This window comes from Photorhabdus africana, assembly GCF_035181445.1.
GTDB classification, from domain to species: domain Bacteria; phylum Pseudomonadota; class Gammaproteobacteria; order Enterobacterales; family Enterobacteriaceae; genus Photorhabdus; species Photorhabdus laumondii.
In genome coordinates this window covers 55269-80611 of record NZ_JAXBVE010000009.1, presented here as the reverse complement: position 1 = coordinate 80611, position 25343 = coordinate 55269, and the positions used below count along the sequence as shown (strand labels likewise).

Here is a 25343-nt window from a genome sequence, read left to right as displayed (position 1 = left end):
ACAGTGAGGGGTGAATTTGTATAAAATAAGTACAAATTGGGTGTTTTTAAGACATTTTTAGGGCATTTTTAAGATGTTTTTAAATAGTATTCATAAAAATATAGTCTAAATTGAATGTATATTATACATTTTAATGTTATTTTTATCTAAAAAGTGTTTAAAAACGGTATTTTTTATTACTAATTTAAGTTTGAATATATTTTTTACTGAATACCAAAAACATACTGTCAGAAATTTATGGTATCCAAAAGAGTGGCGCGAAGATGGCCCGTGGATGCGAATTTTCCGTAATGCTCGTAAGCAGTTAGGGTAAGTACCGCGGTGTAAGTAAATGGTGTCAGCCGGTTTTTTCCGGCTGACAGTGTTCATTGGCTTGATTGTGATTCTTTGTTTCGTAACTAACGTGAGATCACAATTGAAGCCATTTTTTTATTTGTTTTAGCATTCCATCCAGAGGTATAAATGGCTATGTTTGGATGGCCTGATATTGAATTTAGATAGAAAGCTTTTTCACGCTTTAGTTAATATAAGTATATAAATTTTTTAGACTTATATATTGAACGTATGGAAATGAGCTAGTTTTGTCGAATGCGAAGTTGATAGATAAACCGATTTCGATCCCAGTCGTGTTGTTTGAGGATAGACCTATTAATAAGGAGTTGGAGTTTAATAGAACGAATAGAAAGAATCACATCATCCTGACCTCAGAGAGTAAATCGGGGTGACGATCCAACACCTTAAGTAACTTCACCAAAGCTAGAGATGGCTTGGTCTTGCCGTTTTCATAGCGCGAGAAAGCATTGATACCACCGCCGAAGATTTCAGAAGCTTCCCGCTGATCAAGCGCGAGCTTCTTACGTACTCTGGCAATGAACTTAGGATCGACTATGGCCGCGTTGACTTGCTTCGAGAATGTCCGCATTTCGCACATGACACGTTCCGATTCCGCAGCATCCAAAATAGATTCGGCGCAGGCAGGGCAGAAGTCGCCTGTTACCGCAGAAATGATAGTGGCTTCGCCCTTGTAAGTATAGGGCAGATCGCGGGTGTCATGGATAAGTTCCGCTGCACCGCAAACAGGGCATTTCATGTTCATAGCTCCTATTCATAACTCTTTGAAGGATACGATCAGCACGTCATCAATGACCGTCAGTTTCAGATACACGTCGCCTACTGGTATATTTGGTCGGTACACGTCTTGCCAGACAGTGTGATCAGAGTAAGTAGTCATACTCTTGTAAAAGTCTGCTGGAGTGAGCGCCATCACCACGGCCAACATATCGGAGAACTCAAGCCCCAACTCGTTCGCACCGACTCGCGCTGCATGTGTGGTACGTACCTTTCCAGCTTCAATCAAGGCCTTGACCACTGATAACTTACAATGTGGGGTTCGTTTTTCCATATGAGCGGATATTAACCTAGTTGGTTAGTATAATGCAATAGTTTGATCTTAGTGATAAGTGTTATATCAAAGGGTTAGGGATAGAGCCCTACCATCAATCTTTATCGGGGCGCTTAATATAGAAGTCTTTTAGACTTATAAATAAGATTCCAAAATAGTACTGCATATTATACTACTCATTGTCAGTCATTGTTGATCAAATTCCGTAGGTTATTTCGAAGTTCATTAGAAGATATAACTCGTCCAGATTTTATATCTTTTTCAGCCAAAGAGAGTAGGTATAACAAAGCTATTTGTTCTCGCTGCATCTCAAATTGAGTCGGATCTTGAACCATATATAGAGGTTCCCCGTTTTTGGTTTGACTCATATTTCCCCCGAATAGAGACCTGTTTCTGCTTCTATCTACGATGGTACATCATTGGCTGATAAAGACCAGATATTAGGCAAATAATATAGGCTATTGGCATGATATCAGTGCTGGTAATTCAGATGTGAAAGTCTTATATCGGTGAATTCCCAGATGTTTAGATGTCTAATTGCTCCATTGTCTCAATTACCCGACAAACATGCGTTATGGATGTCTCAAAAAGGAGACATTTAATTATTTGATTTTAATCTATTTTTATTTACATGATTGTAGATGTCTTTAATTGGCGACAAAAAATAAATTTTACTCATACCGGAGAAGAAACTGTTTGGTTGCTGAAACGTTACGTTTACTTTTTTCTAAAGTAAAAACAGCTAGTTATAATTAAAATTTTAATGTTGGCATGGAATCTGCATTAAGCTGGAACAGTTGCTCATTCAACTTCTTATGTCGGCCCACATTTAGGTGGAGAAATGCCACATAAACCATCGAATGATGCCAGAGTAAGGTGCCTACCGTCCAACTCAGTGATATCGCTTTCGAGCCTTATCAAACATCGGGCGACACGTGGAGTGAGGCACCACCTATGTCTGACTGTAGATAAACAACGGGCATAAGTCACCCTCACTGGCGGGATAGTAGCAAAAACTATTATCCCGTCGTCATCGCTCAGGTGTTTACCTGCTCCTTTGTACTGTTTGCGTCTTACACTGATTTTCAGTCACAGCAAAATTTATCAGCCGATGGGTTTTTCTATCAGCCCTTTGTCGGTTAGCATTGGTGTACTGACAGGTTACGAGATGATTTCCTTGAAAAAATGGCGTTTATTTCCGCGCTCATTGCGCCAATTAGTGGTCATGGCCTTCTGGCTGGTGTTATTGCCGTTGTTGGTTTTGGCTTATCAGGCTTATCAGAGTCTTGATCAACTCAGTGAGCAAGCGGCTGATATAAACCGCACCACGCTAGCGGATGCCCGCCGCAGTGAAGCTATGACAGGTATTGCATTAGAGATGGAACGTAGTTACCGCCAATATTGTGTGTTGGGGGATAAGACGCTGGAAAACCTCTACCAAAGGCAATATCAGCAATACTCTAAGATGCTAAAAGATCAGATGGTTATACTTGATGATCAACAACATATTAAGACGCTTAACAGCTTATTGTCGCCATTGACAAAAATCGCTTGTCTCAATAGTGAACCTACCCAACCTGCCGCTCAATTACTTGAGCAATTCTCCAATGCTAATAGCCAAATGGTACAGGCTACCCGTGATATTATTTTCAGCCGGGGAGAACAGCTACAGAGAGATATTGCTGAAAAAGGGCAATTTTTTGGCTGGCAGAGTCTTATTTTATTTCTACTGAGTGCGTTATTGGTCGCGTTATTTACTCGCATGATTATCGGGCCGGTTAAAGGGATTGAACGCATGATTAACCGATTGGGAGAAGGGCAATCATTGGGCGTTCGCATAGATTCTTTTCAGGGGCCGCGAGAACTCCGTTCTTTGGCACAACGGATTATCTGGCTCAGTGAACGCTTGGCTTGGTTAGAATCACAACGCCATGAGTTTTTACGTCATATTTCTCATGAACTGAAAACACCGCTGGCAAGTATGCGGGAAGGGACAGAATTACTGGCTGATGAAGTGGCAGGGCCATTAACGGCTGATCAGCAAGAAGTGGTTGCTATTCTTGATAATAGTAGTAAACATTTACAGCAATTGATCGAGCAATTACTGGATTATAACCGCAAACTGGCAGATGGCCCGACGGAGCAACATCAGGTTTCTCTGCGAGAAATTGTTAATGAGGTAGTTTTATCACACAGTTTACCCGCGAGATCGAAAAATATTCAGACGGAAATCCAGCTTGATGCTGATATTTTATGGGCAGAGCCTACGCTATTAATGCGGGTGATTGATAATCTCTACTCTAATGCGGTGCACTATGGCGCCGAATCCGGTAACATCTGGGTTTCAAGTCGTCAGATTGGCAAATATGTTCAAATTAATGTTGCTAATACCGGTACGCCAATCCCGGAATCAGAACGCAGTATGATTTTTGAACCGTTCTATCAGGGAACGCTCCAGCGTAAAGGTGCAGTGAAAGGCAGCGGTCTTGGGCTAAGTATTGCGCAGGATTGTATTAAGCGTATGGGGGGCGAACTGATATTAATTCAGAGCGAATTTGCTGACGTATGTTTTCGTATTAAATTGCCATTAGCTGCTGAGAATGAATAAATAATGCATAACAGGTCTACTTACCGTTTTGTACGAAAGACGGATCGGCGGAATATTGCAGTACAACTTGGGAAAAACGTATTGGTTGCCAGATTGTTATTACCACGAGTTTCAGTTTGGGGTTTTAGCATGATGCTGCTGCTCTTCATCGTTTTTTTATTGGCGGGTTGCGTCAAAAATCCGGTTAATAATAATTTAACGGCAGTTACGCAAATGGTAATACCAGAGCAACGGGTGACGGATTACCGTATTGCCGAGTGTGAGTTAATGTGGGATTTAGAGACGCCGACATCGATTGAGAATGCGCTTTACTGGCTGCGACTGATGGATTGTTCAGATCGCCTGACATCAGCGAAAGCACGTAATATGGCGAAATACACGCTTCCGGTTACTTGGGATATGGCTTTTAAACAAAGTATTTTACTTAACAGGGCCGGGCCTACATTGTCTGAGCGTCGGAAAATGATTGAAAACTTCAACAAATACCGGTTGAAATTCCCAGACCCGTTGCGACCGTTATTACAGTTATGGCGTGAGCAGCAGGTTCAGCAAATTACCGTTGCTGAGGAGCGGGCAAAATTCCAAAAATTACAGGCAGATACGGATAATAAACTTGATCGTCTGCGTGAAAGTCGCGCACGGTTGGAGTTTGAGCTACAGCAAACTTCTCGTAAACTGGAAAACCTGACAGATATTGAACGTCAGCTCTCTTCCCGTAAACAAAATCAGGGGAGTGCTGGCTCAGGCAATTCGGATAAACATGTTGAAACGCCAGCGACGACGGCATTACCTAACAAAAACAGTACGCCAAACAATACCTCTGAATCAGATAAAGGAGTAGCACCATGACAGCGCGTAAACCAGCCCATCTTCTTCTGGTTGATGATGATCCTGGTTTGTTGAAATTGTTGGGAATGCGTCTTACCAGTGAAGGCTTTCGTGTCACAACCGCAGAAAGTGGCGGTGAAGCGTTGAGATTGTTAACTAAAGAAAAAATCGATTTGGTGATCAGTGACCTGCGTATGGATGAAATGGATGGTATGGCACTGTTCGCTGAAATCCAGAAGCAACAACCGGGCATGCCGGTTATCATTCTGACGGCTCATGGCTCAATTCCAGAGGCAGTAGCGGCCACTCAACAAGGTGTCTTTAGTTTTCTGACTAAACCCGTTGATCGGGATGCGCTTTATAAAGCGATTGATGGCGCATTGGCGTTGACCACGCCTGCCAGTGATGAACAGTGGCGGGAACAGATAGTTACCCGCAGTCCTGCTATGTTGCGTTTGTTGGAGCAGGCGCGAATGGTTGCTCAATCTGATGTCAGTGTACTGATAAACGGTCAGAGTGGTACCGGGAAGGAAGTGCTAGCCCAGGCAATTCACCGTGCCAGTCCACGGGCGAAAAAGCCGTTTATCGCGATTAACTGTGGTGCTTTGCCGGAACAACTCCTTGAGTCGGAACTGTTTGGTCATGCTAAAGGTGCATTTACCGGTGCGGTCAGCAGCCGTGAAGGGTTATTCCTTGCCGCACAGGGGGGAACGCTGTTTCTTGATGAAATCGGTGATATGCCACAGGCTTTGCAGGTTAAATTATTGCGCGTATTGCAGGAACGTAAAATACGCCCGCTCGGCAGTAACCGTGATCTGGATATTGATGTGCGGATTCTCTCAGCGACTCACCGTGATTTACCGAAAGCAATGGCAAAAAATGAGTTTCGCGAAGATCTCTATTACCGCCTAAATGTGGTGAACTTGAAAATTCCAGCTTTGAATGGCCGGGTTGAAGATATTCCTTTATTGGCGAATCATCTGTTGCGTGAATCAGCGAAACGCCATAAACCTTTTGTCCGTAGTTTCTCAGTTGATGCGATGAAATGCCTGATGGCGGCAAGTTGGCCTGGCAATGTGCGTCAGCTTGTTAATGTGATCGAACAGTGTGTTGCGCTGACTACTGCGCCGGTTATTAGTGAAGCCTTGGTTACGCAGGCACTAGAAGGGGAAAATACCGCATTACCCACTTTTGTAGAAGCCAGAAATCAGTTTGAACTGAATTATCTGCGTAAATTACTGCAAATGACCAAAGGGAATGTGACTCATGCGGCGCGTATGGCGGGACGTAACCGGACTGAATTCTACAAATTACTGGCGCGTCATGAATTGGATGCGAATGATTTTAAAGAATAACTTTTCTGCTGCCCGGGAAGTTTTTACACTGGTATAAAGATTGGTGGCTTGGGAGAGCCAAATTGTATGAGCCGTACTCTTAATATTGCCCTTGCACAGCTTAATTGGATGATTGGCGACATTGAAGGCAACTGTGAACGTATGTTGCAGACAGTACAGGAACAACAGCAACAAGATGCTGATTTGGTAATGTTTTCTGAACTGGCAATATCCGGTTATTCTCCAGAAGATCTATTATTCCGAGCTGATTTTCATCAGCGTTGCCGTGAGCAATTGGCACGTTTACAGGCTGCCAGTTGTCAAACTGCTATTTTAGTTGGTCATCCTTGGGAGCAGGACGGGGAGATTTACAACGCACTTTCCTTATTCTGGCAAGGAGAGATCTTGGCCCGTTATTTCAAGCAACGGTTACCAAATTATGGTGTTTTCGATGAGAAACGCTATTTTAAAGCGGGCGATCAAAGCTGTGTTGTGCCATTTAAGGGTTACAATCTCGGCTTATTGATTTGTGAAGATTTATGGTTTGATGAGCCGATTGATGCCTTGAAACAGGCTGGTGCAGACTTAGTTCTTTCTATCAACGCTTCGCCATATAATCGTGAAAAACCTTATATCCGTTATGAACTGATTAGAGAACATTGCCGACGTACAGAGTTACCCATGATTTATCTTAATCAGGTTGGGGGTCAGGATGAGCTGATTTTCGACGGCTGTTCTAAAGTTTTTAATGCAAGTGGTGAAGTGACTCATCGGTTAGCCGCATTTAATGAACAAATCCAACAATGCCGCTTTAATGAATTAGGGATTGAACCTATGGTTAATCCGGCACCTGAATTACCGCCATTGCAGCAGGTATATCAGGCATTAGTCCTTTCAGTGCATGATTACGTTCGCAAAAATGGCTTTCAAGGCGTGTTGTTAGGCTTATCTGGGGGCATTGACTCTGGCTTAACGTTGGCAATTGCTGTTGATGCATTGGGTAAAGATCATGTTCAGGCGGTTATGATGCCATTCCGTTATACATCTGAAATGAGTATAGAAGATGCTAAAGAACAGGCTGATATGTTGGGTGTTGAGTTTAATGTGGTGTCGATTGAACCGGTGTTTGATGCATTTATGGCACAATTTGAACCTCTGTTTGCGGGTACGGCCAAAGATACCACCGAAGAGAATTTACAGGCGCGTTGCCGTGCCGTTATTCTGATGGCGATGTCTAATAAACGCCATCGTCTTGTGCTGACAACCAGTAATAAGAGTGAATCAGCGGTGGGGTATTCCACATTATATGGTGATATGGCGGGTGGTTTTAATGCGCTGAAAGATGTACCGAAAACATTGGTATTTGAATTAGCAAAATATCGTAATACCGTTTCGCCGGCGATACCTCAACGAGTCATTGATCGTCCGCCATCGGCAGAATTGGCACCCGGACAGCTTGATCAGGACAGTTTACCGCCTTATGACATTCTGGATGCTATTCTGGAAGGTTATGTGGAACAGGATAAGTCGGTTGATGAGCTGGTGGCGGCAGGGTTTGATGAACAAATTGTACGTAAAGTTGTTCGTTTGGTTGATATCAACGAATATAAACGTCGTCAGGCTCCGATGGGACCGCGTATTACGCTACGTAATTTTGGTAAAGACAGACGCTACCCGATTACCTCTGGTTTCGGCCGTAAAAACTGGTAACAACAGGAAAACTTCATGAAAAAGATTGATGCGATTATCAAACCTTTCAAACTAGATGATGTGCGTGAAGCTCTGGCGGAAGTGGGTATCACCGGAATGACGGTAACAGAGGTGAAAGGTTTTGGGCGCCAAAAAGGTCATACAGAGCTGTATCGCGGTGCAGAATATATGGTGGATTTTCTGCCAAAAGTGAAAATAGAAATTGTCGTGCCAGATGATATTGTCGATACCTGTGTTGAAACTATTATGCAGACGGCACAGACCGGGAAAATCGGTGATGGTAAAATATTTGTATTTGATGTAGCGCGTGTTGTGCGTATCCGCACCGGTGAGCAGGATGAAGAGGCGATTTAACTTAATTTGAATTTTTTGGGGTGGTGACAGGCAGATAAAAAAGCCACCCCTATAAAGATAAGATGGTAGCTGAGGCTAATAGATTAAACGCTAAAGCGAAATTGGATATTGGCATACAGAATCAAAATATTGGCTAATATAAGAAATATTAAGAATGCAGTAAAGCCCTGTTAATATAATATAAAGATTAGATAAATATATTAATCAACCATAACCAGTGATGTGGTTAATTAAATAATCATATAAATCAATTGATTTCAAACCTCCAAGCCTAGCCATATACCGTTTTGACAAAGAAATTTATCTTTTGCAAATCGCGCATCATGATTAATAAATGATAATATTTTCTCAATCACTGAATGTTTTTTTAAATTAATTGATTACCTCTAACTTTAATAATTATTCTTAATCATAAATTTATTGTGAGAATTTAAGGCCATCTTTGAAAAAACAATTAAAATTGTATTGTTGTGTGGTTTCTTTCTTGTCAGATAAAGAAGGAGCCTCTCAACTATTTTATGATTCATTTAAATTTCTTATCTTTTTTAAGCTGAATAGTAATACCTTGTAAATTTGGCTTAAAATATGGAGGTACATGTGACTGATTTTCATAACTTTGACGTTTATTTGTCTCAAATCATGAATTGGCACTTTTCGCCTGAAACCGGATCGCCGTTTTGGCTTGAAAAACGCAAAATATTGGATTTCGATCCATTGCAAGATATACGTACTTTCTCTGATTTAAGGCTATTTCCCGATATTGCTGATGAACTTCGGGATGTTCCGACTGAAAGCTTGGTGCCTCGTGGTTTGCAAAATGCGGCCATTGCGGGGGTATTTGAAAGTGGAGGGACGACAGGACGACCCAAACGTGTTGTCGTCTTTGAAGAGTGGTTAGAGCAGTTAGTGGCCTGGCGTTTGAGTGATATGAAAGTCGTTAATACGGGGGCAATAAAGAATACCTTGGCGCTGGTCCCTTCTGGTCCTCATGTTATCGGGGCAATAAGCCGTCTTCGTGCTCGTGCTAATGGTGGGCATTTCTTCACCGTGGATTTAGATCCACGTTGGGTTAAAAAGATGATCCAACAAGGTGATCTTGCTGGGATGGAGGCTTACTGCGAGCATATTCTCGATCAGGCTGAAGATATTATTAATAGACAAAATATTAGTTACTTAATTGTCACGCCGCCACTTTTAGAACGAATGGTTAGGAGAGCGGCGTTGGTCAGTCATTTGAATAAGAGTTTGGACCTTATTGCTTGGGGTGGAACTCACATGGACCCAGATACACAGGCATTTTTGCAATCCTCAATTTTCCCTGATGTCAAAATAACAGCCAGTTATGGCAGTACAATGATACTGGGCGAATCTAAATCAAGAGATAATCAGGATTTTGAAGGGTCACCTATCTTTGACAGCTTTGCCCCTAACGTCCTTTTTGAAGTTATCGATCCACTGACGCAAAAACCGGTTCCTTTTGGGGAACGAGGTCGGGTTGTAATGAACTACATCAACAAGTTTGCTTTATTTCCGAATATCTTGGAACGTGATACGGCGGTGAGGATGCCAAGAATAGATGATTACCCAGGAGTTTCCGTTACGCTGGTGCGTCCTGTTGAGGAGATTTCTGGTCATGCGGTAATAGAAGGGGTCTATTAATGCTAATCGATAGTGTGAAGCCTGACGTAAAAACCGCAATGGAGAACAAATTGCAACAAGTGGAGGCTCTCGCACTGGGAGAATCCTATGTTACGCGCCGGCGTGCGGCTGTTATCAACGTGTTAGATGAAGTTGTTGGAGAAACTGCGATAGCGCCTCCCGTTTATATTTGTGAAGTTGTTCGCAAGATGAGAATTGCCCCCCGACTGAGGTTGGATGAAATTCATGCAGCAATGAAGCAGGCTGCAAAAATTTATTCCAGTGAGAGTGTCGCCGGGCTTTCTCCGGCAGAATATGTGCAATTGACACACCGTGTCATTGGGCTGCCAGCGAGTATTATCGAAAGGTCACTGATTGAAACTTCAGAAGTGCTTATGATGATGCCTGAGATAATCAAAGCATCTATGCCACATGGCGCTATTTGGCATGTGGATGATAGCAGAGTTGCAGAAGGATGTGCTTTATTCAGCCGACGAGCGGATGTGCTGGCTGTTCTGACTGGTGGCAATGGGCCGGGAGCGCATGCTTTGTGGCCGCAAGCTCTTGCTTTTGGGTATCGAATTTTAATTAAGCCTTCTGTTCGTGAACCATTCACCGCTCAACGATTAGTCTCCTCATTGCAACAGGCTGGGCTCGGAAACTATGTTGCGCTCATACCGACAGATCATCAAGGTGCTGACGAAATGGTTTCTGCGGCAGATCTGTCTATTATTTATGGCGGGCAAGATATCGTTAATAAATATCATTCGAATCCTAAAGTTTTAATCCAAGGACCGGGGCGTTCGAAAATTGTGGTAGGTTCAGATGTCAATATTGATGAAGCAGTTTCACTTGTTGCCCGATCGGTCAGTGCTCTTGGTGGTACCGCATGTGTTTCTGCCAGCGCGGTATTAATAGAAGGGGACCCTGTTGATTTTGGTCAACGTTTATCGGAAGCGTTTGATCAGATGGATGCCGAGGAGGCATTTCCATTAGGGTCATCGAATACCACGGCTTTATTACAGAAATCACTTTATCCTGAAAAAAATGAAGATCTTCGGTTGTTTGGTGAACAAACATCATCGGGATATATCCTTAGACCTTGCGTTACTGTTGTCGATAATCCAATAGATCCTTTAATTCAACGCGAACTTCCATTTCCATGCGTCACTGTTGCACCTTATGACCGTTTGAAGAGTTCACAAATGTTATCAGATTCGTTAGTTGTCACGGTATTCTCGAAAAAACCAGAAATTCTGGGTGCCGTTCTGAGTAATACAACTATCAGTAATGTTTATGCAGGAGATATTCCGACAACCTGGATGGCACCACTTGTACCGCATGACGGATATTTGTCAGAATTTTTGATGCATAGCCGAGGGGTTCGTATTCAGAAGAATTGGTTTACTTAAAATGATAAAGAGAAATGTAACGATATCAATCTATGCTAAAGACCCGTGACCGAATTGATTCAAATTTGAAAGATGACAGGTATATACAAAAACCGCGCCATAAGTCATTCATGGCGCGGTTTTTTATTATTTAGTGTTAAGTTGAAAATTTAAATCACTTTATGTGGACCAAAACATTCATAGTGAATAAATTGTTTATCTATTCCCATATCCAACCACTGTTTAGCGACATATTACATATCCAAAACAAAGCCTGTTTGAAAGTTATCAAATTCCACTTTGATGCTAACGTTGCATTTCATCATATTTCCTTATGACTTTATTGCCTGATTGATTAAAAAACATCATAATTGCTTCTTTTGTGATCATTTCGTTTAGGGTATATTTCAGACTGATAACTCAATTATAGGTAATAGTTGCTTATGGCTAATGATTTAAATGTGGAACGAACCGGGCTGGTTTTTACTCTTACGGCCGGTAATCTCCCTGCGAAAACTTTTGTTGTGGTTGAATTTACACTGAATGAAGCCTTGTCAACGCTATTCAGTTTGCAAGCCACAGTGACTTGTGCCAATCCAGATATTGATTTTGCGGATATTTTGGATCAATACGCCACATTGACCGTTTATCGTGACGGGCAGCCTGAGCGTTATATCACCGGGATTGTGACTCATTTTGTGCAGGAAACAACGGGCCGTTATCGTAGTTGTTATTACTTGACTCTCCACCCTTCCTTGTGGCGTGCCGGATTGCGGGTTAACTCTCGAATTTTTCAGAATAAATCCGTCACCGATATTATTGATAGGCTATTGAAAGAAAATGGCGTTCGGCAATTCTCTTGTCTATTGCGCTATGAACATCCAGTGCGGGAGTTCTGTGTTCAGTACGATGAGAGTGATTTGGCTTTTTTACAGCGTCTGTTAGCTGATGAAGGGATCTTTTATTACTATTACTTTGATCAGGATAAGGGCGAGCCGACAATGATTTTTGTCGACTCTTATACCAAGAATGGCTCTCTTTCACTGCCCTACAACCCAGAACCTGATGTTACAGGCAACCAGTGTTGCATCAGCCAGTTTCGTTGGGGAGAACGAGTGGGCATTGCTGAAATTTCGGTGAGAGATTACACATTTAAACATCCCCGGTGGCTTTCAGATTTTCAATTCCATGAAAATCACAGGTACATCGGCAATCAGCGTTCGGATTTAAATAGCTACTATTACTATGACTTTCCCGGACGTTATAAAGATGGAAATGGGCAGCGAATAAGTCAATACCGGTTGGAGGCATTGCGTAATGATGCTTTGCTTGGCAGTGGGCAAAGTGACAGTTTTGCTCTTTTACCGGGCATGTGGTTTACGCTTACCGATCATCCGAAAGAAAAATTTAATGCGCCGTGGCAAATAATCCAAATTACTCACCGCGGTCATCAACCTCAAGCGGATGAGTCCCATTTTGGTAGCAGAGGGACGACTTTGACGAACGGTTTTACCTTTGGTAGTCCCAATCGGGTATGGCGTCCCTTTCCTTACCCCAAGCCACATATTGATGGCCTGCAAATTGCCACCGTGGTGGGACCAGAGGGAGAAGAAATATTTTGTGATGAATATGGACGGGTACGGGTGCAATTTGCCTGGGATCGATATGGCAAGCTTAATGATCAAAGTTCTTGCTGGATAAGAGTTAGCCAATCTTGGGCTGGACACTGTTGGGGAATGATGACCATCCCGCGTGTTGGTCAGGAAGTACTGGTTGATTTCATGCATGGCGATCCTGACCAGCCGATTATTATTGGTCGTACCTATAATGCCATTAATCTCCCACCGAACCGTTTGCCGATGGCAAAAACGCAGATGGTAATCCGATCAAAAACCCATAAAGGGGAAGGATTTAATGAACTGCGTTTTGATGATGATAAAGGCGGTGAGGAAATCTATATTCATGCTCAGAAGAACATGAAAACGGAGATTTTAAACGATGAAATGGTCAATATTGCACATAATCAGACTCATCATATTAAACACGATGCTCACTTACGTGTTGATAATGAATATCGTGTTCTGGCGCAGCAAGATATTTCCGTTTCAACCGGACAAAAACTTCATATTAAAGCTGACGATGCGTTGTTGGTACAAAGTGGAAATGAAATTCACCTCAGTTCCGGGGCGAAGGTGGTTATTGATGCCGGCAGTGAGCTAACCTTACAGGCTGCGGGGCATTTTATTAAAATTGATGCCAGTGGTATCAGCAGTAGTGCCGGAATTAGTTTTGCCAGTGGAACACCGGGTATAGGCTCGGGTTGGGGAGGAAAACTGCCGGATATGCTGGATAAACTGAAACAGGTTAGTGCTGAAATATCCACTCCTGTTGCTCAAGAACCACTTAAAGAAATTTGTCTCAGTTGTTTGATGAAAACTGAACTTGAAGAAGCAATAACCGTTATCCGGGGGTAATTATGACACCTGAATTAAGTGAAAAATTGGTTAATTATCAGAAAGAACATCCCGGCATTCGGCTTTACGCGCTGGTGAATGGTTTGCAGTATGAACGCTGTTTTGGTGAGGAGATTAATTATATCGTGGGTGTCAACAATCCACTATTCCGGCACTATCCAGATTCAAAACTTGCATTTGCAGGCCCGTGGCTGTTTGATATGGAATATGCGAATCAATGGCAAGAGAAATTGTCAATACTTGAAGAAACGTATCCGGCAGTATCATGGTTATTAACCTCTCTGTCATTAGATAAGCTGACCCGCCATCTTGTGTCATATTTAAATATTCAACTGCCGACAAAACAGATGGCGCTTCTACGTTTTTATGATCCTCGTATTTTGCATCGCATCAGTGACATTTTTAGTCATGAGCAATTGTCTGCATTCACACATTGTATTAATAAATGGGTTTATCAATACAATGCCACTTATTATTCGGTGTCAGGAGTTCCATTATGATTGAATTGACTCAGGAACAGTTTGATATTATCACCAAGCTGGAAAAACAGACGGTGATTGATCGTATACAGGCCGAACTTCTTGCCAAACATGCGGATTTAATTCCTTCCCCATCTTCGCTGAACGAACGGTTAATGGCTGCTTATGATTATTTGCTGACATTAAACTTTCAGGATAAATACTTGATTCAATCCTATTTATCTCTGGTCGCGTTTAATCCTGATTTTCAGCATGCCTCGTCAATCAAGTCTGCTTTGGAATCTCCTGATCAGAAATCCGAGCAACAGTTTAAAGATATTCTTTGTATTGCAAAAAATAAGATAAACAGGAAACGTTAATATGCCAATACCATTATTAGCCCCTGTCGCTGTAGGTGCAGCTGAATATGTCGCCAGCGCCTGTGCTGGGGTATTAATTGCGGTCGGCATCATGGAAGCCGGTAAAGATAAATCCGTTATAGAGGATGACGACATTCACCGTAATAAAACGGACTTTGTAATAAGCCCTGAAATTACGGATGAAGACCGAAATATCGTCTGGAGTGCCGAAGCCTATGCGGATTTTTGGGAGGACGATGATTTAGGGGAAGAATCCGTTGATACCAGTGCGGTTCAGACTAAAGCCCAGTCTAAGGCGGAAGAATGTGAAAAAACGGAGACTAAAAAAGAGTGTCAGGCTTGTCTTGCTATTCCGGCAACAAATGAAAAGTATCGCAAAGTTAGTCGCTGGAGCGCCATCACGATTAACTATCAGCGATTTATTGCTAAAACTAAATATGACCCGGTCACGCAAATGATTCAGGAGTTTCAGTGCTTGAAAGTGACCTTTGATGGCTGGCGGCCAGCGTATTGTTTATTTCTAGAGGCCAAAGCGCGGTATGACCAGTTTTTTATTAGTGAGGGGAAACCCAAAAGTTGGTGGAAAGGTGATGAATCAGGCAAAAAACAGGCTGAAAGGCATCAAAAAGTCTGTGATGTTCTAGAAGGCACACCTTATGTAGAATGGCATTTTTTACAACCAATCAGTTATGCTTATTTTAAGGTACAGTTTAGCGAGTATAAAAATATCAGAGTTCATTATACCCCCTACGACAGTTTATTTTAATCTGAGGTCAACATGACAATAGTTCGTATAGAAATAAATGTACGTTATGAACAGCAAAAAACTATTACTGCTAATACGGCATTGATGGATTTGTTTCATATCACACAGCAAATCGATATATTTTTCGGGAAGAAAAAAACATGGTTTTTAAAAGGATATTCCCGAAAAGAGGCATTAAAACATATTGTGTTTGATGAACAAGGGCCTACAGACGAAGCAGTAAATTATTTTGAAAAATCTTATAAAAAAGACTTTCCTTCACTTATTGAAGGTATATGGGATGGTGAAAATGATGAGTTATCTAGTAGTGTTAGTTATAATAAATTGTCAACAAAAGGTCCTAACTGGGTTAGGTTAGAACTCAATTTGAAAATTGACAGTAGTCAGCTTGGTATTTCCAAGTTAATTGAACTTGTCAAATATCTAGTGACCAGCCGTGACTTCCCTTATATTCAGGTCGAAACCAACGAATATACATTACGGAATAAACAGGTTTTCCCTGATCGCTTAAGTGTTGGCTGGATGCTTTACCAGCCCCGCATTATTGATAAATCTTATCTGCCTATGGCGGAAGATGTGCTTCCTATGTATCAAAATAATGAACAGATAGGCACCCTGATTATTACCAAAAAAGGCATCTTTGATGGAAGGAATCAGGACGATATTGATAAATCCAATGATGTTGAAATTCAGTTGGTGGATCTGGGATTACTGCCATTAATTACCGAGGTTTAATGGGGATATTATTTGCCAATTGAAAAACGATGGATAACTTTAATGTCAAAAACGGTTATTCTGTTAGGTGATATGACAGATCATGGCGGTAAAGTTATTACCGCTATTGATGAGTATATTCACAATAGTGTTCATATTATTGCAAAAAATAATCTAAACAGGAGACGTTAATATGCCAATGCCCTTATTAGCCCCTGTCGCCGTGGGGGCGGCTGAATATGTCGCAAGCGCCTGTGCCGGGGTATTAATTGCAGTCGGAATCATGGAAGCGGGTAAAGATAAGTCCGTTATAGACGATGATAACATGCCCCATAAGAAAACGGACTTTGTAATAAGCCCTGAAATTACGGATGAAGACCGAAATATCGTCTGGAGTGCCGGAGCCTATGCGGATTTTTGGGAGGACGATGATTTAGGGGAAGAGTCCGTTGATACCAGTTCGGTTCAGACTAAAGCCCAGTCTAAGGTGGAAGAATGTGAAAAAACAGAGACTAGAAAAGAGTGCAAGGCTTGTCTTGCTATTCCGGCAACAAATGAAAAGTATCGCAAAGTTAGTCGCTGGAGCGCCATCACGATTAACTATCAGCGATTTATTGCTAAAACTAAATATGACCCGGTCACGCAAATGATTCAGGAGTTTCAGTGCTTGAAAGTCACCTTTGATGGCTGGCGGCCAGCGTATTGTTTATTTCTAGAGGCCAAAGCGCGGTATGACCAGTTTTTTGATATTGAAGGTGAACCAAAAAATTGGTGGAAAGGTCAGGTTTCTGCGAGAAATCAGGCAAAAAGACATCAAGTGGTCTGTGATGTACTGGAAGGGACTCCTCATGTGGAATGGCATTTTTTACAACCTGTCAGTTCTAGCTATTTTAAGATATTGTTCGGTGAATATAAAAATATCAGTGTTCACTATACCCCCTGTGCCAATTTGGCGATGACAGCTTAATTAGAGGTTTAAATGACAATAATTCGTTTAAAAATTAATGTACGTTATGAACAGCAGGAAGCTATTACCGTAAATTCGGCATTAATGGATTTATTTCGTATCACACGGCAAATTGATATCTTTTTCGGGCAAAAAAAGATGTGGTATTTGACTGGTTATTCCCGAAAAGAAGCCTTGAAACACATTGTATTTGATGAAGAAGGTCCTACAAGTGTTGTAATAAGGGACTTTGAAAAAGAGTATAGTAAAAATTTTCCTTCACTTATCAATGGGATGTGGGATGGTCAAAAAGATGAGTTATCTTGTGGCATTATTTATGATAAATCAAAATCAGGGCATCCTGACTGTGTTAGATTAGAACTCAATTTAAAAATTGACAGCAGCCAACTGAATGTATCCCGATTAATTGATTTAGTTAAATACTTAGCGACCAGTCGTGATTTTTCTTATATTCAAGTAGAAACCAACGGCTATACCTTAAAAGGCAAACAAGTTTTCCCTGATCGCTTAAGTGTAGGCTGGATGCTTTACCAGCCCCGCATTATTGACAAATCTTACCTGCCTATGGCGGAGGATGTGCTCCCTGTGTATCAAAATAATGAACAGATCGGCACGCTGATTATTACCAAAAAAGGCATTTTTGATGGGAGAAATCAGGATGATATTGATAAATCTAATGATGTTGAAATTCAGTTGGTCAATCTGGGATTATTGCCGTTAATTACCGAGGTTTAATGTGGATATTATTTACCAATTGAAAAACAATGGAGAACTGTAATGTTAAAAGCAGTTATTCTGTTAGGTGATATGACAGATCATGGCGGTAAAGTTATTACCGCTATTGATGAATATACTCACAATGGTGTTCCTGTAGCAGGTAAAGAAGATTTGGTCGTGTGTCCCCAATGCAAAGGTATTTTTCCTATTATTCAGGGTGCTGACTCTTTAAAATATAAAGGGAAAGCGATTGCGCTTGCAGGAATGCAAACTGCCTGTGGGGCAAAATTAATTGCCAGTCAGAGTAAATTTACCTATGATTCTTAAAATTAATGGAGCTGACGTCCAATAGGACGGGCTCCATGATAAATAAACTCCATAAGGCCTCTAAAATAGTGATGAATTGGTTTTTTCAGTCACATTAAGCACATTCAATACACATGAGTATTAGAGGCCATAAATTTGAAGATAGTTTCTGTTCAGTTCACTTTATTGTCTATTATCACCATATAATGTTTTTAATATTAAGTTGAAAATTTAAATCACTTTATGTGGACCAAAACATTCATAGTGAATAAATTGTTTATCTATTCCCATATCCAATAACTGCTTCGCGACATATTGCATAAAGGCAACTGGACCACAGAAATAGAAGTGCATTCCTTCTGTTTTCAACGTCTCATTCAGAACCTTCAGATCCATAAAGCCTTGATGTTGATAATGAATACCTTGTTGATCTTCATCCCTTGGTTCGCGATACCAAATTGTGCCAGCAAAATTTGGCATTGCCTGCGCCATCGTTGCGACTTCGTTGCTAAACGCGTGATGGCCGCCGTGTTCCGCCGCATGTAACCAATGAATCGGGCTATGGTGATTTTGCTGGTGGAGGTGATGTAACATACTCATCATAGGAGTCAGGCCAACCCCCGCAGAAATTAAAGTAACCGGCGTTTCTGGTTTAATTTCAAGGAAAAAATCGCCGCGTGGGGCAGCCAGCCAGACGGTATCGCCTTCTTGCATCTTATCGTGCATATGGTTGGAAACGATTCCTTGTGGCTCACGTTTAATTGCAATCCGGTAGCTGGAGCCATTTGGTGCTGCCGTCAGTGAATACTGACGAATTTCTCGGTTAGCAAAACTATCATCTTGCAGATAAATACTTAGATATTGGCCAGGTTTATAGTCCATTACTTTCCCACCATCTTGTGGTGCAAATTCAAAGCTGCAAATGACATCACTTTTTACTTCTTTCCGGTTGATACGGAATGGGCGCAAACCACGCCAGCCGCCATCTGTCGATTCACCACTATGATAGATTTGCTCTTCACGATTGATAAAAACATCAGCCAGCACGCCATAAGCTTTTCCCCAGGCGTCCAGAATTTCATTTCCCGGCTGGAACATTTCATCCAACGTTGCTAACAGGTGAGTACCGACAATCTGATAATGCTCAGGTTGAATATTCAGACTGGCGTGTTTATGAGCGATTTTTTCCACTGCCGGTAGTAGTACCTCTAAGTTATCAATATTGGCTGCATAGGCGCAGATCGCATTGAACAAGGCTTCACGCTGATCACCATTAAGTTGATGGCTCATATTAAAGATGTTTTTCAACTCAGGATTATGGTTAAACATCCGCTCATAGAAATGGGCTGTCAGTTTTGGACCCGTCGCGGAAAGTAGGGGAATAGTTGATTTGACAGTTGCAATAGTTTGGCTATCCAGCATGGTGAAGCTCCTGAATTTCTTTCAAGTGGGTAATGAAAGTTATAACATGTAATTTAAATGCAACTTATACCCTTTTGGGGGCTTTGTAAATATAGCGTGTGGTCTTTATGGTGAAAAAAATATTCCTAAAAGATATTTACACTAAGGAAAGGATTGCTTTAGGTCATAAATTCCGACCAAAGAGAAAAAATGCAGCATAATTTTCATTACACTATTTAGAACCGATACCTTGCTTGTAATGGATATGCAATCGTTTGCGTAAAATATTTTGTCAAGACTATCTCATTCGGTGAAAAGAGTTTACACTGTGTGCCATTCGGCCCTTTGGGGGTGTTGTTTGAAGAGAAGTTAGCTGAGTCAGGAGAACCCAATGTTAAAGCGTGAAATGAATATTGCTAGTTATGATCCCGAACTATGGCAGGCGATGGAGCAAGAAGTTGTTCGTCAGGAAGAACATATCGAGTTAATTGCTTCTGAAAACTATACCAGCCCAAGAGTTATGCAGGCACAGGGCTCTCAACTCACTAACAAATATGCTGAAGGTTATCCGGGTAAACGCTACTACGGTGGTTGTGAATATGTAGATGTTGTTGAACAGTTAGCTATCGATCGTGCTAAGGCACTGTTTGGTGCTGATTATGCCAACGTTCAGCCACACTCTGGTTCTCAGGCGAATGCGGCAGTTTATATGGCTTTGCTGCAACCGGGCGATACGGTTCTGGGGATGAATTTGGCACATGGCGGTCATTTGACTCACGGCTCTCCGGTTAACTTCTCTGGTAAGTTATACAATGTTGTGCCTTATGGTATCGATGAAAGCGGTAAAATCGATTATGACGATATCGCGGCACAAGCGCAAAAACACCAGCCAAAAATGATTATCGGCGGTTTCTCGGCTTACTCCGGTGTGGTTGATTGGGCAAAGATGCGTGAAATTGCAGACAGCATTGGTGCTTATCTGTTCGTTGATATGGCACACGTTGCTGGCCTAATCGCCGCAGGAGTGTATCCTAACCCGGTTCCTCATGCTCATATCGTCACCACCACGACGCACAAAACACTGGCGGGTCCACGTGGTGGTTTGATCTTGGCAAAAGGTGGTGATGAAGAGCTGTATAAAAAACTGAACTCTTCTGTGTTCCCTGGTTGTCAGGGTGGGCCTCTGATGCATGTTATTGCAGGTAAAGCGGTGGCATTGAAAGAGGCAATGGAACCAGAATTCAAAGCGTATCAACATCAGGTTGCTGATAACGCAAAAGCGATGGTTGAAGTATTTTTGGCACGTGGTTACAAAGTGGTTTCTGGCGGTACAGAGAACCACCTGTTCCTGCTGGATCTGGTTGATAAAAACATCACGGGTAAAGATGCCGATGCTGCGTTGGGTCGTGCAAATATCACGGTAAACAAAAATAGCGTGCCTAATGATCCGAAGAGTCCATTTGTGACTTCTGGTGTGCGTATCGGTACGCCTGCGATTACCCGTCGTGGCTTTAAACAAGCGGAAGCGCGTGAATTGGCTGGCTGGATGTGTGATGTATTGGACAACATCAATGATGAAGCGACCATTGAAACAACTAAGCAGAAAGTTCTGGCTATTTGCGCAAGATATCCGGTTTACGCATAAATTAAAATTTCAATATACCCTATGGATTTCAAGATGGATCGCGACGGCAAGGGAGTGAATCCCCGGGAGCATCGATAACGATGTGACCGGGGTGAGTGAGTGCAGCCAACAAAGAGGCAGCTTGAAAGATAACGGGTATAGATCATTACAAAACCTGCTCCGGCTGACATTGTTTGCTTAAGTGGGATGTTGAGTGATGTGTGGATTTCCCCCGGGGAATATCCACTTCAAGATAACTCTCAATATCTAGTTTCTTGAGCTAACTACGTTAGTTAAGGGCGGGTTTTTTGCATTTTTTACCAGGGAGGACTAATGGTTATTCGATCGACGCGCTGGCTGGCGTTAGATTACTTCACATATTTCTTTTCTTACGGGATATTTTTACCTTTCTGGGCAACCTGGCTCCAGGGTGAAGGTATAGAGCACGATATGATAGGGGTTCTATTGGGTGCAGGCTTGATTTCTCGTTTCTTGGGTAGTTTATTAATCGCACCTACAGTGAAAGATCCCGCAAAACTTATTCTTGCATTGCGTATATTGGCATTGTTGACTCTGATTTTCGCTGTTGGCTTTACATTAGGAAATCATTGGGCATGGCTTTTGTTCGTCATGGTTGGCTTTAATCTATTTTTTTCGCCGATGATGCCATTGGGTGATGCGCTGGCGGGAACATGGCAAAAGCAATTTCCTTTTGATTACGGCAAGATACGGGTTTGGGGTTCAATTGCCTTTATTATCAGTTCAGCATTAACTGGGGAATTAATCTCTGTCTGGGGACATCAAGCCATCCTCATCACGATATTGTTTAGCGTCTTCTCTACGTTGTTGGTGACATTGCTTAGGCCCTCTATCATGCCGGTTGGTGAAACCAAATCTGCCAAAGTGGATGTCGTGTCATTTAAACAGTTGTTGTCTGAAAAATCGGTACGTCGATTCCTATTATGTGTGGCTTTATTGCAGGGCGCCCACGCGGGATATTACAGCTTCAGTGCAATTTACTGGGAAAACGCGGGCTATTCTGCCTCGGTAGTCGGTTATCTTTGGTCATTGGGTGTAGTAGCTGAAGTGATTATTTTTACTCTGAGTAATCAATTATTCCGGCGCTGGAATGCCCGTAATCTTCTGCTGCTTTCCGGTATATGTGGTGTTGTTCGTTGGGGATTGATGGGAACATTCACTTCATTACCGGTGTTAATTATCGTCCAAATCTTGCATTGTGGTACGTTCACTGTCTGTCATTTGGCAGCGATGCGTTTTATCGGTGCGAGAAAGGAAGGGGAAATTGTGCGTTTGCAAGCGGCCTATTCTGCACTGGCAATGGGGGGCGGTATCGCTGTCATGACGGTAATTGCAGGATTTATGTATGATTATCTGCACAGTGGAATTTTCTGGATGATGGCCTTAGTTGCTTTTCCTGCTATCTTCTTGCGACCGCAGGTTAAAGCTCATAATTATTAACAATATAAATTTAGTTTCTTACAATATTTTTGTAAGAAACTAAGAGCCTATCTCAATAGGCGTAATTGTTGCAGGCAGTTTGAACACGGACAGCGCGGAAAAACCGGAGCGTACACGTAGTACGTGAGGATTTTGAGCACTGCCCAAGTTCAAAATGGCAAATAAAATAGCCCTATTGGGATAGGCAGTAAATACCTCAATAATATTTTTATGAGATATCATGTCGAATAAATTAACAATAAAAGATATCGCTCGCTTGGCTAATGTCGGTAAATCAACCGTCTCGCGAGTATTAAACAATGAGAATAGTGTAAGCCCACAAGTACGTGAAAGAGTTGAAACGATTATCCAACAAAATAATTTTATTCCTTCTAAATCAGCAAGAGCGATGCGAGTAAAGAGTGACAAAATCATTGCGTTAATTGTGTCGCGTCTGGGATCTTTTTCAGAGAATTTATCGATAAGTGCCATGTTACCCCTGTTTTACCAGCGTGGTTACGACCCCATTATTATGGAAAGCAATTTTGATCCACAGCTTTTACAGGAACATCTACGTCAGTTGGCATTACGTCATGCAGATGGCATTATTTTGTTCGGTTTTACTGGATTATCAGAAGAGTCCCTCTTCCCTTGGCGTGACAAAATGGTGGTATTTGCCCGTGAATATACCGGTTTTTCTTCTGTATGTTATGACGATATTGGTGCTGTCCGTTTATTGATGAATGAATTCTATCGGCGGGGGCACAGAGATATTAGTTTTCTTGGCGTAGATGATTGTGATACCACGACAGGTTTTCTTCGCCATCAATCTTATTTAACGTGTTGTGAACAGCAATATTTGCGCCCGCTTTCTGTTCAATGTGATTTAAGCTATCAGAGTGGGTTTCAGCATGTTAATAAGGTATTGAGAGAGAAAACAACAGCTTTAATCTGTGCAACCGATAGTTTGGCATTAGGTGCATATAAATATTTGCAGCAAAATAATCGGGAAGATATACAAATAGGTAGCATTGGTAATACACCGTTATTGAATTTTTTATACCCTAACACGATTTCTATTGATTTGGGTTATAGTGAGGCGGGTAAGTATGCGGCTGGTCAATTAATTGCTCAGATAAATTGTCAATACCTCAAACAAAAAGTAATCATTCCGAGTAAGTTGGCTTAAAAATAAGAAATATTTCCGTCTCAATGTGATCTTCAACCCATTTTTGGGAACGTTCCCATGACAAGCATAACCAAATGATATTAGGATGAAATTAGTTTACTAAGCGTGCTAATTAGTAATTGATACTAACTTATGATGACTGGCTATTATGAAAAACAAAATAAATTCTAAAGATATAGAAAAACTAATTACATTAATCGGTGGTTGTGAAAATATAGCCAGTGTAACTCATTGTATTACCCGATTGAGGTTTATATTAGTTGAACCAGTTAAAGCCAAGCCGGATGAGATAAAGAATTTATCGATGGTTAAAGGCTGTTTTACCAATGCTGGGCAATTCCAGGTAGTGATAGGCACGAATGTTGGTGATTATTATCAAGTTTTAAATCGTTATCTTGATCAATCTGAATTGAATAAAAAAGATAAACAGCAGGTTGAGAAGAAAAACATGAAATGGCAAGAGCGTTTCATTTCTAAGTTTGCAGAAATATTTTTTCCTCTCTTACCAGCATTAATTAGCGGTGGGCTTATTCTAGGTTTCCGTAACATTATTGGTGATATTCCTTTTAGTGAAGGCAAAACTTTAGCTCAAATATATCCTGTTTGGAAAACGATATATGATTTTTTATGGCTGCTAGGAGAGGCAATATTTTTCTATCTGCCAGTGGGTATTTGTTGGTCGGCGGTTAGGATGATGGGTGGAACACCGATATTGGGTATTATATTGGGAGTAACACTGGTCTCTCCACAATTAATGAACGCTTATCACATAGGGCAACAAATCCCTGATATATGGAATTTCGGCCTGTTCACGATTGGGAAAGTGGGTTATCAGGCGCAGGTTATTCCGTCACTTTTGGCGGGTATTACTTTGGGGTGGATTGAAGTTCAGTTAAAGCGGGTGGTTCCTAGTTATCTCTATTTGGTGATTGTTCCGGTAGTTTCGTTAATATTGGCAACCTTTTTAGCACATAGCCTTATTGGGCCATTTGGTCGGTTACTGGGTGATGGGGTAGCTTGGGTTGTTAAGGCGTTGATGACCGGAAGTTTTGCGCCTCTTGGTGCAGCTTTATTTGGATTCTTTTACGCGCCGTTGGTGATTACCGGTATACATCAGACCACATTAGCCATAGATATGCAGATGGTTCAAAGTATAGGTGGAACACCGATTTGGCCTATTATTGCATTATCCAATATTGCTCAGGGATCGGCGGTTGTTGGTATTATTTTAGTCAGCAAGAAGCATAATGAACGTGAATTATCCGTACCTGCGGCTATCTCCGCCTATTTGGGCGTGACTGAGCCAGCAATGTACGGTATTAACATTAAATATCGATTTCCTATGCTCTGTGCCATGATTGGTTCCGGTTTAGCTGGGTTGATTTGTGGGTTGGGTGGTGTATTGGCAAACGGTATTGGTGTGGGTGGTCTGCCTGGTATTCTTTCGATCAAACCGCAATTTTGGCTAATTTACGCGTTAGCTATGCTTGTCGCCATCATTGTTCCGTTGATTCTCACGACCATTGTTTATCGAAAGAAGAATATGGCCGGTATGTTAGCTGTTGAATAATGCGGCTAAATCTTCACAAGTAACAGATATAAAAATAACCATGTGGTTATTCAA

At 41.7% G+C, this 25343-nt stretch carries 22 protein-coding genes and 2 pseudogenes; 21 read left to right on the top strand and 3 right to left on the bottom strand.

Annotated features, from left to right (window positions below; translation table 11 throughout):
• Positions 1 to 223: 223 nt before the first annotated feature.
• Positions 224 to 313: pseudogene (locus tag SLS51_RS24615) on the top strand (hypothetical protein); the annotation flags it as partial.
• A gap of 375 nt (positions 314 to 688) precedes the next feature.
• Here SLS51_RS24615 and SLS51_RS07425 read toward each other — a convergent pair.
• Together SLS51_RS07425 and SLS51_RS07420 are read right to left on the bottom strand one after the other, a co-directional pair.
• The gene (locus SLS51_RS07425) at positions 689 to 1090 is read right to left on the bottom strand and encodes a type II toxin-antitoxin system MqsA family antitoxin (protein ID WP_323836932.1); all 402 of its coding nucleotides are present in this window, start codon (positions 1088 to 1090) and stop codon (positions 689 to 691) included.
• A 15-nt stretch (positions 1091 to 1105) separates the two neighbouring features.
• Positions 1106 to 1402, bottom strand: a complete 297-nt coding sequence (locus SLS51_RS07420) for a type II toxin-antitoxin system MqsR family toxin (protein ID WP_323836930.1) — start codon at positions 1400 to 1402, stop codon at positions 1106 to 1108.
• Between the two features lie 1168 nt (positions 1403 to 2570).
• On the opposite strand from SLS51_RS07420, the gene SLS51_RS07415 reads away from it, so the two are divergent.
• The 16 genes from SLS51_RS07415 (at position 2571) to SLS51_RS07340 (ending at position 18068) form a co-directional block, all read left to right on the top strand.
• Positions 2571 to 4010 carry a sensor histidine kinase gene (locus SLS51_RS07415; protein WP_323837049.1) on the top strand — a complete coding sequence of 480 codons (1440 nt, stop codon included), beginning with the start codon at positions 2571 to 2573 and terminating at the stop codon, positions 4008 to 4010.
• A 3-nt stretch (positions 4011 to 4013) separates the two neighbouring features.
• Positions 4014 to 4859: a two-component system QseEF-associated lipoprotein QseG gene (qseG, locus tag SLS51_RS07410; RefSeq protein WP_323836928.1), complete on the top strand. Its 846-nt coding sequence runs from the start codon at positions 4014 to 4016 to the stop codon at positions 4857 to 4859.
• Positions 4856 to 6193, top strand: coding sequence for a two-component system response regulator GlrR (gene glrR / locus SLS51_RS07405; protein ID WP_323836926.1), 1338 nt, complete (start codon positions 4856 to 4858; stop codon positions 6191 to 6193). Before qseG ends, glrR begins: the two co-directional genes overlap by 4 nt.
• 66 nt (positions 6194 to 6259) lie before the next feature.
• Positions 6260 to 7882, top strand: a complete 1623-nt coding sequence (locus tag SLS51_RS07400) for an NAD+ synthase (RefSeq protein WP_323836924.1) — start codon at positions 6260 to 6262, stop codon at positions 7880 to 7882.
• A 15-nt stretch (positions 7883 to 7897) separates the two neighbouring features.
• Positions 7898 to 8236 carry a nitrogen regulatory protein P-II gene (glnB, locus tag SLS51_RS07395; protein ID WP_011147501.1) on the top strand — a complete coding sequence of 113 codons (339 nt, stop codon included), beginning with the start codon at positions 7898 to 7900 and terminating at the stop codon, positions 8234 to 8236.
• A gap of 597 nt (positions 8237 to 8833) precedes the next feature.
• Positions 8834 to 9895 (top strand): AMP-binding protein, encoded by a 1062-nt coding sequence (locus tag SLS51_RS07390; RefSeq protein ID WP_109791723.1) that lies wholly within the window; start codon positions 8834 to 8836, stop codon positions 9893 to 9895.
• Positions 9895 to 11286: an aldehyde dehydrogenase family protein gene (locus SLS51_RS07385; protein WP_323836919.1), complete on the top strand. Its 1392-nt coding sequence runs from the start codon at positions 9895 to 9897 to the stop codon at positions 11284 to 11286. The genes SLS51_RS07390 and SLS51_RS07385 overlap by 1 nt, the downstream gene beginning before the upstream one ends.
• A gap of 422 nt (positions 11287 to 11708) precedes the next feature.
• Positions 11709 to 13739: a type VI secretion system Vgr family protein gene (locus SLS51_RS07380; protein WP_323836917.1), complete on the top strand. Its 2031-nt coding sequence runs from the start codon at positions 11709 to 11711 to the stop codon at positions 13737 to 13739.
• 2 nt (positions 13740 to 13741) lie between these two features.
• Complete coding sequence (locus tag SLS51_RS07375) at positions 13742 to 14239, top strand: DUF4123 domain-containing protein (RefSeq protein ID WP_323836915.1); 498 nt, start codon at positions 13742 to 13744, stop codon at positions 14237 to 14239.
• Entirely contained in the window at positions 14236 to 14577 is a 342-nt protein-coding gene (locus tag SLS51_RS07370; protein WP_323836913.1) for a hypothetical protein, read from the top strand. The genes SLS51_RS07375 and SLS51_RS07370 overlap by 4 nt, the downstream gene beginning before the upstream one ends.
• Position 14578: 1 nt before the next feature.
• On the top strand, positions 14579 to 15343 hold the full coding sequence (locus tag SLS51_RS07365) for a Tox-REase-5 domain-containing protein (RefSeq protein ID WP_323836911.1): 765 nt from the start codon (positions 14579 to 14581) through the stop codon (positions 15341 to 15343).
• A gap of 12 nt (positions 15344 to 15355) precedes the next feature.
• Entirely contained in the window at positions 15356 to 16078 is a 723-nt protein-coding gene (locus SLS51_RS07360; protein WP_323836909.1) for a hypothetical protein, read from the top strand.
• Between the two features lie 42 nt (positions 16079 to 16120).
• Entirely contained in the window at positions 16121 to 16249 is a 129-nt protein-coding gene (locus SLS51_RS07355) for a PAAR domain-containing protein (protein ID WP_323836907.1), read from the top strand.
• Between the two features lies 1 nt (position 16250).
• Entirely contained in the window at positions 16251 to 17024 is a 774-nt protein-coding gene (locus tag SLS51_RS07350) for a Tox-REase-5 domain-containing protein (RefSeq protein WP_323836905.1), read from the top strand.
• 12 nt (positions 17025 to 17036) lie between these two features.
• The gene (locus SLS51_RS07345; RefSeq protein WP_323836903.1) at positions 17037 to 17759 is read left to right on the top strand and encodes a hypothetical protein; all 723 of its coding nucleotides are present in this window, start codon (positions 17037 to 17039) and stop codon (positions 17757 to 17759) included.
• A 42-nt stretch (positions 17760 to 17801) separates the two neighbouring features.
• Positions 17802 to 18068 (top strand): PAAR domain-containing protein, encoded by a 267-nt coding sequence (locus SLS51_RS07340; RefSeq protein ID WP_323836901.1) that lies wholly within the window; start codon positions 17802 to 17804, stop codon positions 18066 to 18068.
• 210 nt (positions 18069 to 18278) lie between these two features.
• Here SLS51_RS07340 and hmpA read toward each other — a convergent pair.
• Positions 18279 to 19472, bottom strand: a pseudogene (gene hmpA / locus SLS51_RS07335) (NO-inducible flavohemoprotein); the annotation flags it as partial.
• Positions 19473 to 19839: 367 nt separating this feature from the next.
• On the opposite strand from hmpA, the gene glyA reads away from it, so the two are divergent.
• The 4 genes from glyA (at position 19840) to treB (ending at position 25289) form a co-directional block, all read left to right on the top strand.
• A complete protein-coding gene (glyA, locus tag SLS51_RS07330) occupies positions 19840 to 21093 on the top strand; it encodes a serine hydroxymethyltransferase (protein ID WP_323836899.1) in 1254 nt (417 codons plus the stop codon).
• A 312-nt stretch (positions 21094 to 21405) separates the two neighbouring features.
• On the top strand, positions 21406 to 22551 hold the full coding sequence (locus tag SLS51_RS07325) for a 3-phenylpropionate MFS transporter (RefSeq protein ID WP_323836897.1): 1146 nt from the start codon (positions 21406 to 21408) through the stop codon (positions 22549 to 22551).
• Positions 22552 to 22771: 220 nt separating this feature from the next.
• Complete coding sequence (gene treR, locus SLS51_RS07320; protein ID WP_323836895.1) at positions 22772 to 23719, top strand: trehalose operon repressor TreR; 948 nt, start codon at positions 22772 to 22774, stop codon at positions 23717 to 23719.
• Between the two features lie 148 nt (positions 23720 to 23867).
• A complete protein-coding gene (gene treB / locus SLS51_RS07315; RefSeq protein ID WP_323836893.1) occupies positions 23868 to 25289 on the top strand; it encodes a PTS trehalose transporter subunit IIBC in 1422 nt (473 codons plus the stop codon).
• Positions 25290 to 25343 lie beyond the last annotated feature (54 nt).

What these genes read in the sequence shown, in the direction of transcription:
- SLS51_RS07360 (WP_323836909.1), top strand. Translation starts at nt 15,356, where the DNA reads ATGACAATAGTTCGTATAGAAATAAATGTACGTTATGAACAGCAAAAA.
- SLS51_RS07425 (WP_323836932.1), bottom strand. Translation starts at nt 1,090, where the DNA reads ATGAAATGCCCTGTTTGCGGTGCAGCGGAACTTATCCATGACACCCGC.
- treR (WP_323836895.1), top strand. Translation starts at nt 22,772, where the DNA reads ATGTCGAATAAATTAACAATAAAAGATATCGCTCGCTTGGCTAATGTC.
- glrR (WP_323836926.1), top strand. Translation starts at nt 4,856, where the DNA reads ATGACAGCGCGTAAACCAGCCCATCTTCTTCTGGTTGATGATGATCCT.
- treB (WP_323836893.1), top strand. Translation starts at nt 23,868, where the DNA reads ATGAAAAACAAAATAAATTCTAAAGATATAGAAAAACTAATTACATTA.
- SLS51_RS07350 (WP_323836905.1), top strand. Translation starts at nt 16,251, where the DNA reads ATGCCAATGCCCTTATTAGCCCCTGTCGCCGTGGGGGCGGCTGAATAT.
- SLS51_RS07380 (WP_323836917.1), top strand. Translation starts at nt 11,709, where the DNA reads ATGGCTAATGATTTAAATGTGGAACGAACCGGGCTGGTTTTTACTCTT.
- SLS51_RS07365 (WP_323836911.1), top strand. Translation starts at nt 14,579, where the DNA reads ATGCCAATACCATTATTAGCCCCTGTCGCTGTAGGTGCAGCTGAATAT.
- qseG (WP_323836928.1), top strand. Translation starts at nt 4,014, where the DNA reads ATGCATAACAGGTCTACTTACCGTTTTGTACGAAAGACGGATCGGCGG.
- SLS51_RS07420 (WP_323836930.1), bottom strand. Translation starts at nt 1,402, where the DNA reads ATGGAAAAACGAACCCCACATTGTAAGTTATCAGTGGTCAAGGCCTTG.
- SLS51_RS07385 (WP_323836919.1), top strand. Translation starts at nt 9,895, where the DNA reads ATGCTAATCGATAGTGTGAAGCCTGACGTAAAAACCGCAATGGAGAAC.
- SLS51_RS07325 (WP_323836897.1), top strand. Translation starts at nt 21,406, where the DNA reads ATGGTTATTCGATCGACGCGCTGGCTGGCGTTAGATTACTTCACATAT.
- SLS51_RS07355 (WP_323836907.1), top strand. Translation starts at nt 16,121, where the DNA reads ATGTCAAAAACGGTTATTCTGTTAGGTGATATGACAGATCATGGCGGT.
- SLS51_RS07370 (WP_323836913.1), top strand. Translation starts at nt 14,236, where the DNA reads ATGATTGAATTGACTCAGGAACAGTTTGATATTATCACCAAGCTGGAA.
- SLS51_RS07345 (WP_323836903.1), top strand. Translation starts at nt 17,037, where the DNA reads ATGACAATAATTCGTTTAAAAATTAATGTACGTTATGAACAGCAGGAA.
- SLS51_RS07375 (WP_323836915.1), top strand. Translation starts at nt 13,742, where the DNA reads ATGACACCTGAATTAAGTGAAAAATTGGTTAATTATCAGAAAGAACAT.
- glyA (WP_323836899.1), top strand. Translation starts at nt 19,840, where the DNA reads ATGTTAAAGCGTGAAATGAATATTGCTAGTTATGATCCCGAACTATGG.
- glnB (WP_011147501.1), top strand. Translation starts at nt 7,898, where the DNA reads ATGAAAAAGATTGATGCGATTATCAAACCTTTCAAACTAGATGATGTG.
- SLS51_RS07415 (WP_323837049.1), top strand. Translation starts at nt 2,571, where the DNA reads ATGATTTCCTTGAAAAAATGGCGTTTATTTCCGCGCTCATTGCGCCAA.
- SLS51_RS07340 (WP_323836901.1), top strand. Translation starts at nt 17,802, where the DNA reads ATGTTAAAAGCAGTTATTCTGTTAGGTGATATGACAGATCATGGCGGT.
- SLS51_RS07400 (WP_323836924.1), top strand. Translation starts at nt 6,260, where the DNA reads ATGAGCCGTACTCTTAATATTGCCCTTGCACAGCTTAATTGGATGATT.